The organism is Jeotgalicoccus halotolerans, from assembly GCF_003387165.1.
Classification (GTDB): Bacteria; Bacillota; Bacilli; order Staphylococcales; family Salinicoccaceae; genus Jeotgalicoccus; species Jeotgalicoccus halotolerans.
On the sequence record NZ_QUMW01000011.1, the window covers coordinates 18,787 to 31,480 of the forward strand.

Sequence of the window (12,694 nt, forward strand, 5' to 3'; positions counted from 1 at the left end):
CTGATATCGGCCCCTGGGGAATATTTTTACGTTTTTTTGATAAATTATTCATCATGCTTCCCTCTCAAAGCAAAAAAAAGAGCGGAACCTTTATCGGGTTCCCGCTCTCAAAAACTCAATGCTGTTTTATTTTTTACGTTTCTTCTTAGGTTTAACCTTAGCGTTTTTAACGCGAGCTTCTTTTTCAGCCTGTTCGCGTTCATGCGCAGCAATAATTGGAGCCATTTCTTCATTGACTTTTTTGCGATAGAATGTGTTACCTGCCCAAGTTTGGAAAATCAGGAAGATACCGCCGACTGCCCAGTATAATGGGAGAGCTGATGGTGAAATTGCTGAAATCCAGATAATCATTATTGGCGAGATGTACATAAACAGCTGCATTTGTTTACGCTGTTCTTCTGCTACATAGCGCGTTGACACCCAGGCTTGAATTGCGTATACAATACCTGCAATTGCGACCATGAAGTAATCTGTCTGTGTTAAGTCAAGCCACAGGAAATCCGGATGAGCATTGAGTCCGCCTTCTGAAGGGAATTTTAATGCAAAGTATAAAGCCATGACAACCGGCATTTGAATAAATATCGGCAGACAGCCCATATTCAGCGGATTGATATCGTGCTTTTTGTAAAGCCCCATCATTTCCTGCTGAGCCGCCATTTTTTCTTCTTGTGTAGTCGCAACTTTAACGCGCTGCTGAATTGCTTCCATTTCTGGTTTGACAATCTTCATTTTTTCTCTCATCATCATCTGATTCTTATATGTACGCATCATGAATGGGAAAATTGCCAGTCTCACAATCAGCGTAATGACGATAATAGCCAGACCGTAGTTATTGTCCAGATTATCTCCAAGCCAGTGCAGTAATGTATCCATCGGCTGGACGAGAGTGTTATAGAAGAAGCCGTCTCTATTCTCAGGCTGTGAATAGTCACACCCGGCAAGGAATAGTACCAGTACCATAGACGCTGGTAATAGCCACTTTTTAATCATTTCTTCACCTCTAAGTAATATCTCACATAAAAAAGATTGTACCATAAATAAAGGTGTATAAAAACCAATTTCGTAGAATACGGTCAATATTTCACAAAGTTACTGCAACAAAGCTGTCACGGTTTGTTCAATATTATCCGCTCCTGTTATTGCTGAAATGACACAGATTCCGTCTGCCCCGCTGTCGAGGCACCTTTTATAGTTTTCTTCAGTGATCCCGCCTATTGCTGCCGTCGGTAATTTCGTATGGTTTACTAACTTCCGTAACCCTTCTGTGCCGATTGCTTCACCCGCATCTTCTTTCGATAAAGTGCTGAACACCGGACCGATACCGAGATACGCTACCCGGGACAGGCTGCTTGATTTAAGTTCTGTTAAATTGCCGACCGACAGACCGATAATTTTATTGTTAAAGTACTCCGGCAGCATATCCGGATTCATATCATCCTGACCGATATGAATACCGTCTGCATCAGCTGCTTCTGCTAAGAGCACATCATCATTAATAATGAACGCTGTATTATAGCGGCTGCACAGCGCCTTCACGTCCAGAGCAAAGTCTAAAAGTTCTTGGCCCGTCTTAATATCCGCCCCTTTTTCCCGGAGCTGAAAACATGTTACACCTGCTTTAAAAGCAGTTTCCAGATCCTTCAGCGGATTTTTAAAACTGGATGAAGAGGCAATCAGATACAGTCTCAATATGTCTTTATTCATAATAATCCACTCTTTTCACACTGAAATCTGCTGTTTTAAAGTTATAAATTTCATCGATCAGGAGAGCGGCAAAAGTTCCCGGGCCGCCGGCAGCTCCTGCCGCTTTTTCAGCTGCTATGTTATACAGGCTGACGGAAGCAACGATACTTTCCGTACTTTCTTCCACCGCTAAAAACGCTGCTGTTATCGCGCCGAGCACACAGCCTGATCCTGTAATCACTTCCTGATACTTATGCCCGTTGTGCATTATGACTGTCTGTTTTTCGTTTACATACGCATCTATTTCACCGGTAACGAGCACAGGGGCGTTTAACATGCTGTGGGCCGCTTTTGCGATATCCAGTGTATTTCCTTCTATGATTGAGTCAACGCCTTTAGACACCGCTTCTTTACCGCTTAGAGCATGTATTTCCCCGGCATTCCCTTTCACAAGTGCAATGTTGTATTCACTGAGCAGTTTATCTGTCAGATTTCTGCGAAACGCTGATGCGCCGTAACCGACCGGATCCAGCACGATTGGAATATTATACACGTTAGCACAGCGTGCCATTTCTTCATACAGCGGCACTTTTTCTTCCGTGCACGTGCCAATATTTAAAAGCAGTGCTCCCGCATGTTTTAAAATATCCGGTGCTTCGCTTTTTTCACCGCTCATAATCGGAGATGCTCCGAGTGCCAAGAGACTGTTCGCAGTAAAAGGCTTCACGACGTCGTTCGTAATACATACTACAAGCGGTGTGTTCTTTCTTAACTCTTCTATCATCTGAATCAGTCTCCTTTATAGATGAAATGATTCACCGGTCCGCTGCCTTTACCGATACCGGGAGAATTTTGTATTGCACTGGTAATATATGCTTTACCTGTTCTAAACGCTTCTTCGACCGTACGGCCTTTTGCAAGCTCGGCTGTTAAAACTGCCGAGAAAGTGCAGCCCGTACCGTGCGTCTGATCCGTATCAATACGCGCTCTTGTTAAGGTTGAAATATTTTTCCCGTCATATAAATAATCAGTTGCATCACCCGACAGGTGGCCGCCCTTAATAATCACGCTGGCTGCGCCCATTTCATCAACAAATATTTTCAGAGCCCGGTGAATGTCTTCTTCTGTCTGGAGAGTCATATTCGCAATTGCTTCTGCTTCATGAAGATTCGGTGTTACTATATGTGACAGCGGGAGCAGCGTATCAATCAGTGTCGCTATCGATGTGTCCGTGATCAGACGGTCTCCGCTCGTTGCTATCATTACCGGATCCATGACGTACGGAATATTATACTTCCGGATATATTCGGCAATCACAGTCATCATATCCGCCTCTGCCACCATTCCAGTCTTCATTGCATGGGGCACTTCGTCCGAAAATATGCTGTTCAGTTCTTTGTCTATAAAATCCGCCGGTACATTGTAAACGTCCTGGACACCGAGTGTATTCTGCGCAGTCAGTGAAGTCACCGCAGCCATACCGTAAACACCCCGCGAGTGCATTGCTTTAAGATCCGCAAATATTCCCGCTCCGCCTGTCGGATCAGTTCCTGCAACAGTTAAACCAATAGGTAAAGTCATTAAATATATCCTCCTGTAATAAAAAACCCGCTTCCAGGGAAGCGGGTTAGATCGATTAAGAGATTTCGTCTGTAATCATCTGCACTTCCCTACGCCAGCATAACCTGGATCAGGTGAAAAGGGACAAGCATTCGCTATCTCAGCCGTACTGGCGCCCCCAGCGGGTTCTATTCTTTTTATTGACATAAGCGTACCATATTTCTTTTAGCCGTCAAAGCAGATTGCGGCGTCTGAACACCGCCGTTCCGATTGCGGCAAAAAGAATTCCGAGGCCCGCTATAATTAAAACAGCACTGATATTCACGCTTTCGTAAGGGATATTACTTAAATAGTAAAACGGGCTGAGCATTAAATACACTTCATCGATATTTATCAGCACACCAAAGTAGTTTGCAAAAAAGATATAGGCAATATATATCCATGCTGCAGTATGCAGCTTTCTGGAGATTCCCGCAAATAATGCGGATATCCCTGCTATAAATATAATACCCGCACAGTAATTTACTGCCGCAAGACCGAAGTCTTTAAGAGAAACACTCAAATCCGCGACATTTATACTGGCAAGGTACATGCCGGCTATCGTCAAGAGAAAAGATAACACTCCTGTCCCGACACCGTACAGATAATGTGTTGTAAAAATAGTACCGCGCGATACTTTCCGGTTCAGCGTACCGGCATTCATCACTTCCAGGCGTCCCTTTTTCTCCTCGGTGAGAATACGTCCGTTAATCATCATGGCGGGCACAGCCGATATCAGCGCCGATATCACCATCAGCATGCCGATAAAGAAGACTGCCGGATTATTGTCGCCGAGTGCCTCCCTGAGCATATCATTATCTCCGATCAGACTCTCCAAATCTCCGAATATGGAGCCGTAAGATAAGCCGGCGGCAAACAGACCAGCAAGCCAGCTGAAAATCATTACCCGCATATTTAGAAAAGCAAGTTTAGGATAGCTGGATATTTTTCTTATGTTCTTTTCTTTATTTATTTTTATATAACTGTCCCCGATGTCACGCTTTAAAAATAATACCCAACTCAGGACAATCAGGATTAAAATCACAGCAAACGGCAGCAGCCATATTCCCGAGTTACTCCCGTATACTTCAATGCGCGACAGCCAGTGATATGGTGATATTACCGAGTAAGTTGTATCTAAAGCGTCTGTTACTGCACGGTATAAGTAGAACCCGAGGAGCAGCGCAAGGGACATGCCGAAGGTCAGGTCGCCGCTGTCGAATAAGTTTCCGAATACCAGTGTTATAACGAAAAATAAAAAACCGAATAAAGCAAGACCGAGTGCATAATAAAAGTTTCCGTATAAGGACAGACTATCAATATTATATAAACTTAAACCGCCCGCTAATATAACAAAGACTAGCAAATTAATAACCGCACCGTTCATCAGCTGGGCTGTAACTATAGTTTTTCTTCCGACACCTGCGCTCAGGATATATTCGGTTAATCCCGCGTCCTCAGCTTTTTGGGCCAGACCATTTGCGATTATAAGATTGAAAAGACCGTGAAACAATGCCATGAACATCAGCATCTGATGACCGAACATCACAGCTGTTGTATATTCGCCGCCAGGCACCGGACCAATCAGCGCAATCATCGCCGGATTGTCCACTGTCACTTTCATACCTTCCCGTTCTGCTGACGTACTGTACAGCCCTTCGAACACCGGCGGTACAGCGAGTGATAAACCGCACAGTGCAATTATCCAAAGCGCTGATTTCACTCTCAGATTCTTCATCAGCATATTGAAATAAGTCATTGGCTATCCTCATAATAGCGCATAAAAATGTCTTCCAGCCGCGGCGGTGCTGTGGTTAGACTTTTCAAGTTATATAATTTTAAATATTTCAGAAATTCCGGGATTTTTTCATTGTCGATAAATAAATGATAACCATCGGGTGATTCTGAAAATTCATGAACAAAACTACGGTGTTTTAAGGCTGTAATATCATCATCGGTATCAATTATATATTCCATCCGTGTGATATGACGCAGTTCAGCCATACTGCCGGATTCTATAATCTTACCATTTCTGATAATGGCGATGCGGTCAGCCAGCTTCTCCACTTCCGATAATATATGGCTCGATAAAAGAATTGTTTTCCCCGCATTTTTCGCCTGTATTACTTCCTCGTGGAAAACACGTTCCATCAGCGGATCGAGCCCCGTCGTCGGTTCATCAAAGACTAAAAGTTCCGCATCGCTTAAAAAAGCACTGATCAATGCAACTTTTTGCCGGTTCCCCTTTGAATAAGTCTTCGATTTTTTACTGCCGTCCAATTTAAATTTGTCGATGAGCCGACGCTTTTCTTCATTGTTCTCATAACCGCGTGTCTTCATCATAAAGTTGATTACTTCTTCTCCGGTCAGGTTTCCCCAAAGGTTTACATCTCCGGGAACGTAAGCGATATTTTCAATATACTTTTTATTTTTCTTTATATTTTTTCCTGCATAGAGGATTTCTCCGTGAGTCGGTTTCAAGGCGCCGATAATCATCCGTATCGTCGTCGATTTCCCGGCACCGTTTGGTCCGATAAAACCAAAAACCTCTCCTTTTTTCAAGTTGAAAGAAAGATTTTCCGCAGCACGCACTTTCCCAAAATGTTTGGATACACTTTTCAATTCCAGCATCAGCAAGCCCCCTTTTTTTCTGTTAATTTTACCATATCCGCAATCGGACAGTGTTTTTAAGAATGAAAAAGACCGGAACAATTGTCCCGGTCTTTAAAAATTATATTGTTGTTACAGTCTTGCACCGCATACAGGCCATGGTGATGAACCTCTTGAGTTATATAAAGCTTGTGCTCTTTCTGTCTGTTCAGCTGCTGATGCATCCGAAGCTACACCAGATCCGCCCACTGACTGCCAAGTTTGAGCGTCAAACTGGTAAAGACCGTGGTATAGACCGTTTGAACTTACTACGCTCGCATTACCGCCTGATTCACATGCTGCTAAAGCACCCCAGTTTAAACCGCTGTTAGTGTTAGCGCTTGTGCTGACATTTTGAGTCTTTGGAGCCGGTGTTGGTGCAGGCTGCTCCTGTACAGGCTCTTCATAAGTCTCTTCTTCAGACTGGTAGCTGTAGTTATTCTCTTCTGTTTCGGCAGGCTCTTCATATGTTTCTTCCTGAGCTGGAGTGGCTTCAGTTTCTGCTGCAGCAGGTGCTTCTTCAACTGGTGCAGCTGCTTTAGCTGCATCACCTGAAACAATTAATTCTTTGCCTTCAAAGATAATGTCTGATGATAAGTTATTCCATTCTTTTAATTCTGCAACTGTTACATCGAATTCCACTGCGATTTCAAATAATGTATCGCCTGCTTTGATTATGTAAACTTCTTCTTTTTTGTCTTCTTTATCTTTTTTAACTTCTTCTTTATCTTCTTTTTCACCGTCGATTTCAATAATCTGACCCGGTACGATTACATCAGAAGTTAATTTGTTTTCTTTTTTAATTGATTCTACCGTCACGTTATTTTCTTCAGCAAGAGCCCAAAGAGAGTCTCCTGATTCTACTGTATGAGATGCTGCTTCTGCACTGTAGGCAATCGTTGTTGATACAGCGACTGCTGCACCTAAAGCTAAAACTTTCTTCATAATTGTATAATCCTCCAAAAAAAATTTGTTATTATATTTTACGGCTGCTTGCACCGTTAACGTTTTTATCACTGTTTCACATTATAGAGGATAATTATGTTTCATAGGTTACAGCAATATAAAAAGACTGTCCTTACTTTACAATCTTGTTACAATCTCATTTCTCTTTCGGCCGCTTTATTACACTCCTTCTTTTTCATTTCCCGCGCGTCTTCAGCTTATTTAAAAACTGCCGGGAAAATGTTATTGCACCGCCTTTTGTAAAGTTTATGTAAAAACAACCTAAACGCTAAAGTAAACAGACTAATCTGTTATTTGTAACATAAATGCCAAGAACGTAAAGATTCTTTTTCTTTATAAAAAAAACATACTGATTAACCGCAGCAGGTCATCAGTATGCATGTGTGTGAGAATGAATGGGTGTAGAACACAGTTCAAAAGGGCGGGGCTGTCTGTCAGGCTAATATTTTTTTCTTAGTATCATCAGGTGCTGTCTTATCTTTATCATTTTCTTTTTCATCTACAATATTAGAAATTATTTCAATATGCTTTTCTTTTTCAGTTTTCTGTTCTGTTTTTTCCTGGCTGAGTGTATGTACATACTTTTCGCCAAGCGATTCACTAATATTGTAATGATGTACTGCCTGTTCAATCAAGCGGGATGGATTTGATATATCAGTGCGTTCCCGGATTTTATCCGGCACATGTTTTATGCTCTCTGCCCATATTTCCATGCGGTATTCCCTGGAACCGTCTTTTTTCGTAAAAGATGTGGTCGCTAGCTGGCCGCTGACACATAATATGTCGCCGGTCTTCGCTTCGTCAAGCACATCCGGGATACTTTTACCGAACGCCTTGCAGTATAAGAAATGTACTTCTTTATCTCTCCGGGTATCTTTTGGTACGCGGACTGTTGCAATGATAAATGCATTTACACTCCCCTGCGCATTTTTTGCAATAACATTATTGCTGATAAGTTCGCCGACAAGCAATACTTTATTCATCATTCACTATCACCCCCTTTCTGATTACAATGTAATACTTGCGGTAATTTTCTGCAAAAGACAATAATTTCATTTCAGTGCGATATATAATACAATAATAATGAATACATAAGCAAAATAAATCAGTTTTTTAATTACCGGGGATTTTTTGCTGCAAATAAATTAATTTTGTACTTTGTTAAAAGGGGACAGCAAATATGAAATCGTTTAAATTAATAGATATGAAGATTATTCAGGAACAGAACTTTATCGTTCCGGAAGTAAAAGACGGCGTAATTATTAATATGGAATATGGTGACGCACCGTGGATTATTGAAATCGTAACCGATGGGGATTTGTCTTCGATTTTAGAAAAATTAAAAAACCAGTTACTGGAAATGATGGTTACTATTACACGCCCTTCAAATGCTCCGGCTAAATTTTCAGGCAGACTGATGGATATCAATCAGATGGATGATAAAATATCTGTAATTTTTAAAGGTTCTATTATTGATCAGGGGCCTAATTATGCAGAAAATCTGCTGGAATTTCTGGTTGAAGAAGGTTACGAAGGAAAAGCGCTGATTAATGAATTCAATTCCCGTATGGAGTCAAAAGAGAACTTTAGAAAAGAAGATAAATAAAAAGAACAGCTGTTCATCAAATTAACATGATGTGCAGCTGTTCTTTTTATTTTGTGTCTGTTTCATTATCTGAAATTGCAAATGTTATTTCGCACTGGCATGCAACCTGTCCATCGACAGTTGCAACTGCAGAGCCTTTACCAATCGGTCCGCGGAGTTTAGTAATCTCTACTGACAGTTCCAAAGTATCGCCCGGTGTTACCTGTTTTTTGAAACGGCATTTATCAATGCCTGCAAAAAATGCGAGCTTTCCTTTAAATTCTTCCTGCTGCAGAAGTGCTACAGCACCTACCTGTGCAAGTGATTCTACTATCAATACTCCCGGCATCACAGCATAATCCGGAAAATGACCTTCAAAAAACGGTTCGTTCCCGGATACCTGTTTTATACCTTTACAGCTTTTGCCCGGTTCTGTTTCTATAATTCTGTCAACCAGCAAAAACGGCGGACGGTGCGGAATTATTGCTTTAATCTGATCATATGTCAGCATGTCTGTCGTCAACCCCTAGTTAAGTTAATGATATGTTCCCACGTTTCAATACGGAACACCCCGAACGGATTATCCAGTATGCCGAAGCCAATCATCAGTCCTAAAAAGACGAGAACGATTGCAACGTAGAGAAACAATAGAATTCTAACCAACAATGGGAACCTACGGTGAACTATTTTCTGCTGTTGTTCTGCCATAGTATTACCCCTTTACTCTGAAGTCACCAAATGCTTATCAGACGCACTGTCGTTCACGCGTTCAATATCTGCACCAAGTGCTTTCAATTTTTCATGGAAACGCACGTAACCGCGGTCCAGATGCTGAAGTTCAGTTACAGTAGTGTAACCGTCAGCTGCGAGACCCGCAAGTACGAGAGCCGCTCCTGCTCTTAAATCTGAGGCACGGACTGTCGCACCGTACAGCTGACTGCCGCCTCGGATAACCGCATGATTATCTTCAAGAGAAATATTTGCGTTCATTGCTGCAAATTCCCTCACATGCATAAAACGGTTTTCAAATATTGTTTCCGTAACGATACTCGTCCCGTCAATTGTCGTTAAGAGCGCCATCATCTGGCTCTGCATATCTGTCGGGAAACCGGGATGAGGCATAGTTTTTAAATCCGTTGGTTTATAATTTTCCAGCGGAATAACTCTCACATCATTGCCTTCCTCGACAAACCGTATGCCGATTTCTTCAAGTTTCGCCACTACTGCAGATAAATGCTCGATAACAACATTTTTTAAAAGAATTTCACTGCGGGTAATCGCACCGGCAATCATAAATGTACCTGCCTCAATACGATCCGGAATGACGGTATGTTCTGCGCCGTGCAGTTTCTCAACACCTATAATTTTAACATGTCCGGTACCTGCACCGATGACCCGGCCGCCCATTGAATTAATATAATTCGCAAGATCGACAATTTCAGGTTCCATCGCAGCATTTTCAATGTGAGTAGTACCTTCAGCAAGACTAGCTGCCATCATCAGGTTTTGAGTGGCGCCGACACTTGGGAAATCCATATGGATTTTAGTCCCCTGAAGGCGTCCTTCAATTTTACCTTCTATATAACCTGCAGTCTGTTCGAAAGAGACTCCCATTTTTTCAAGACCTTTAATGTGCTGCTCGATCGGACGCGAACCGATTGCACAGCCGCCGGGCATAGCAATATTGCAGTAGCCGTAACGGCTTAATAACGGTCCCATAACAAGCATGCTTGCACGCATTTTACTTACTAATTCATAAGGTGCGACACAGTTTAATTCACCGCTCGCATCGATAACAACACTATTTTTTTCAGCTGATGCTTTTGCACCGACTCTCGTAATTAATTTTGTTAATGTATTTACATCTGATAATTCGGGTACATTTTTAATTATTGAACGTCCTTCGCCAGCTAAGAGCGAAGCTGCCAGAATCGGCAATACTGCATTTTTGGCTCCTTCAATTTCAACAGAACCCGACAGCTTTCGGCCGCCTTTAACAATAATTCTATCCATCTTCTCACTCCATATTTCTCTATGCCATTCATTATAATAATACGGTGTTTCAGCATCACTTGTAAAGTATTTAGCTGAACAGGAGCGATGCTTCCTGTGTATATCTGAAGATGTCCATAATAAAGTTGCTGAGCGCTGTGCCTAAAAGGATACTGAGCAGAATAATTACCAGCCTGATTCTGCCGGTTTCTCCTTTGTTGAATAAACTTTCAATACTTACTCCTTTTAATACCCAGAATGCCAGTGAAATACACAAAAGATGCAGCAGAATATGCATTAATGCAAACTGTGAGAAACCCAAGATAATTCCTCCTTCCGATAAAAAAAAGACTGGAAGATCCAGTCTTTTTGGAATTAATATTTAGATACTTCTAAACGGTTAACCGCGCGCTGTAAAGCAAGCTCTGCACGATATCTGTCGACACGCTCATCCTGAGTCTGACGGAGCAGATTTTCCGCTCTTTCTTTCGCAGCCTCGGCACGTTCCGAATCGATATCTTTTGAAAACTCGCCCGCTTGTACCAGTACTGTGATTTGTTCAGGTCTGATTTCTGCAAACCCTTCCGTTACAGCCAGATATTCAAATTTACCGTTTATTTTAACGCGAAGGACACCTACTTTAAGCGGTGTTACAGTCGGAATATGACCGGCCATTACACCAAGCTCACCCTGTTTAGTTTGAAGAATAACGATTTCCGCGTCTTCTTCGTGGAAAACAGAACCGTTAGGAGTAACTACATCAAGTGCAATTGTTGCCATGTTTTACCCTCCCGTTTTAGACTTCTACACCTTGCTGACGCGCTTTTTCAAGTACATCCTCAATGCCGCCAACAAGACGGAAAGCATCTTCAGGTACATGATCATACTTGCCTTCCAAGATAGCTTTAAAGTCCTGAACTGTTTGTTTAACAGGTACGTAAGAACCTTTCTGGCCCGTAAACTGTTCTGCCACGTGGAAGTTCTGACTTAAGAAGAACTGTATGCGGCGTGCGCGTGATACAGTACTTTTATCTTCTTCAGAAAGCTCATCCATACCGAGAATAGCAATGATATCCTGCAGCTCGCGGTATTTTTGAAGTGTAGACTGAACATCTCTCGCTACTTTATAGTGTTCTTCGCCGACGATTGCCGGAGAAAGCGCACGTGAAGTAGATGCTAACGGGTCCACCGCCGGGTAAATACCCATCTCTGAAAGTTTACGCTCCAGGTTAGTCGTTGCATCTAAGTGAGCGAACGTCTGAGCCGGAGCCGGGTCAGTATAGTCATCGGCAGGCACGAAGACCGCCTGAATTGAAGTTACTGAACCAACGTTGGTTGACGTGATTCTTTCCTGCAGCTGACCCATTTCAGTTGCAAGTGTAGGCTGGTAACCTACCGCTGAAGGCATGCGTCCTAAGAGCGCTGATACTTCAGATCCCGCTTGAGTGAAACGGAAAATATTATCGATAAACAGAAGTACGTCCTGACCCTGTTCGTCACGGAAGTATTCTGCCATTGTTAAGCCTGAAAGTGCTACACGCATACGTGCACCAGGCGGTTCGTTCATCTGGCCGAAAACCATTGCAGTTTTCGCGATAACGCCTGAGTCTTTCATTTCATAATAAAGGTCATTACCTTCACGTGTACGTTCACCAACACCCGCGAATACCGAAATACCGCCGTGCTCCTGTGCAACGTTGTTGATAAGTTCCTGGATAAGAACTGTTTTACCTACGCCGGCACCGCCGAAGAGACCGACCTTACCACCTTTAGTATAAGGTGCAAGAAGGTCTACTACTTTAATACCAGTTTCAAGAATTTCAGTTGAAGTTGACAGTTCATCAAACTTCGGAGCTAAACGGTGAATTGGATCACGGCGTTCAGAAGCTGAAATCGGTCCATCTAAGTCGATGTGTTCACCTAAGACGTTGAATACACGACCAAGCGTCACTTCTCCTACAGGCACTGTAATCGGAGAACCTGTGTTCTCTACTTCAGCACCGCGGCGCAAGCCGTCAGTAGAACTCATCGCAATCGTTCTGACTACATTATCGCCGCGATGTAACGCAGCTTCCAGCGTCAGAGAGATCGGCTCTGAATCAGCATTGTCAATTTTAACTACCAGCGCGTTATTAATTTCAGGTAATTCACCTTCGTTAAAACGCACGTCAACTACAGGTCCCATTACTTGGACTACTTGACCTAAAGCCATTTAATTTC

The 12,694-nt window shown here is 42.6% G+C and carries 15 protein-coding genes and 1 riboswitch; of the genes, 1 reads left to right on the top strand and 14 read right to left on the bottom strand.

Annotated elements, in window-relative coordinates:
* Nucleotides 1-126: 126 nt before the first annotated feature.
* The 8 genes from yidC to DFR63_RS06270 all read right to left on the bottom strand — a co-directional run bounded on the left by yidC (nt 127) and on the right by DFR63_RS06270 (nt 7,883).
* Entirely contained in the window at nt 127-990 is an 864-nt protein-coding gene (gene yidC, locus DFR63_RS06235; RefSeq protein ID WP_115885087.1) for a membrane protein insertase YidC, read from the bottom strand.
* A gap of 99 nt (nt 991-1,089) precedes the next feature.
* Nucleotides 1,090-1,704, bottom strand: a complete 615-nt coding sequence (gene thiE, locus DFR63_RS06240; RefSeq protein ID WP_115885088.1) for a thiamine phosphate synthase — start codon at nt 1,702-1,704, stop codon at nt 1,090-1,092.
* Nucleotides 1,697-2,467, bottom strand: a complete 771-nt coding sequence (gene thiM / locus DFR63_RS06245) for a hydroxyethylthiazole kinase (RefSeq protein WP_245954149.1) — start codon at nt 2,465-2,467, stop codon at nt 1,697-1,699. Before thiM ends, thiE begins: the two co-directional genes overlap by 8 nt.
* 5 nt (nt 2,468-2,472) lie before the next feature.
* Complete coding sequence (gene thiD / locus DFR63_RS06250) at nt 2,473-3,264, bottom strand: bifunctional hydroxymethylpyrimidine kinase/phosphomethylpyrimidine kinase (RefSeq protein ID WP_115885090.1); 792 nt, start codon at nt 3,262-3,264, stop codon at nt 2,473-2,475.
* A gap of 69 nt (nt 3,265-3,333) precedes the next feature.
* Nucleotides 3,334-3,433: riboswitch (TPP riboswitch) on the bottom strand.
* A 42-nt stretch (nt 3,434-3,475) separates the two neighbouring features.
* Nucleotides 3,476-5,041: an ABC transporter permease gene (locus tag DFR63_RS06255; RefSeq protein ID WP_115885091.1), complete on the bottom strand. Its 1,566-nt coding sequence runs from the start codon at nt 5,039-5,041 to the stop codon at nt 3,476-3,478.
* Nucleotides 5,038-5,913, bottom strand: a complete 876-nt coding sequence (locus tag DFR63_RS06260) for an ABC transporter ATP-binding protein (RefSeq protein ID WP_342767904.1) — start codon at nt 5,911-5,913, stop codon at nt 5,038-5,040. Before DFR63_RS06260 ends, DFR63_RS06255 begins: the two co-directional genes overlap by 4 nt.
* A gap of 111 nt (nt 5,914-6,024) precedes the next feature.
* Nucleotides 6,025-6,876, bottom strand: coding sequence for a transglycosylase family protein (locus tag DFR63_RS11990; RefSeq protein WP_115885093.1), 852 nt, complete (start codon nt 6,874-6,876; stop codon nt 6,025-6,027).
* Between the two features lie 455 nt (nt 6,877-7,331).
* Nucleotides 7,332-7,883, bottom strand: coding sequence for a single-stranded DNA-binding protein (locus tag DFR63_RS06270; protein ID WP_115885094.1), 552 nt, complete (start codon nt 7,881-7,883; stop codon nt 7,332-7,334).
* 194 nt (nt 7,884-8,077) lie between these two features.
* Here DFR63_RS06270 and DFR63_RS06275 point away from each other — a divergent pair, with 194 nt between their 5' ends.
* Nucleotides 8,078-8,503, top strand: a complete 426-nt coding sequence (locus tag DFR63_RS06275) for a YwpF family protein (protein ID WP_115885095.1) — start codon at nt 8,078-8,080, stop codon at nt 8,501-8,503.
* Nucleotides 8,504-8,549: 46 nt separating this feature from the next.
* Here the strand turns inward: DFR63_RS06275 and fabZ are convergent, their stop codons facing one another.
* From fabZ to atpD, 6 genes are all read right to left on the bottom strand, one after another.
* Complete coding sequence (fabZ, locus tag DFR63_RS06280) at nt 8,550-8,993, bottom strand: 3-hydroxyacyl-ACP dehydratase FabZ (protein WP_115885096.1); 444 nt, start codon at nt 8,991-8,993, stop codon at nt 8,550-8,552.
* Between the two features lie 8 nt (nt 8,994-9,001).
* A complete protein-coding gene (locus tag DFR63_RS06285; RefSeq protein ID WP_245954150.1) occupies nt 9,002-9,145 on the bottom strand; it encodes a DNA-directed RNA polymerase subunit beta in 144 nt (47 codons plus the stop codon).
* A gap of 57 nt (nt 9,146-9,202) precedes the next feature.
* A complete protein-coding gene (gene murA / locus DFR63_RS06290) occupies nt 9,203-10,495 on the bottom strand; it encodes a UDP-N-acetylglucosamine 1-carboxyvinyltransferase (protein WP_115885098.1) in 1,293 nt (430 codons plus the stop codon).
* A gap of 70 nt (nt 10,496-10,565) precedes the next feature.
* Nucleotides 10,566-10,796 carry a DUF1146 family protein gene (locus DFR63_RS06295; protein WP_115885099.1) on the bottom strand — a complete coding sequence of 77 codons (231 nt, stop codon included), beginning with the start codon at nt 10,794-10,796 and terminating at the stop codon, nt 10,566-10,568.
* A gap of 53 nt (nt 10,797-10,849) precedes the next feature.
* Nucleotides 10,850-11,254 carry a F0F1 ATP synthase subunit epsilon gene (locus DFR63_RS06300; RefSeq protein ID WP_115885100.1) on the bottom strand — a complete coding sequence of 135 codons (405 nt, stop codon included), beginning with the start codon at nt 11,252-11,254 and terminating at the stop codon, nt 10,850-10,852.
* Nucleotides 11,255-11,270: 16 nt separating this feature from the next.
* Nucleotides 11,271-12,686 carry a F0F1 ATP synthase subunit beta gene (gene atpD / locus DFR63_RS06305; RefSeq protein ID WP_115885101.1) on the bottom strand — a complete coding sequence of 472 codons (1,416 nt, stop codon included), beginning with the start codon at nt 12,684-12,686 and terminating at the stop codon, nt 11,271-11,273.
* Nucleotides 12,687-12,694 lie beyond the last annotated feature (8 nt).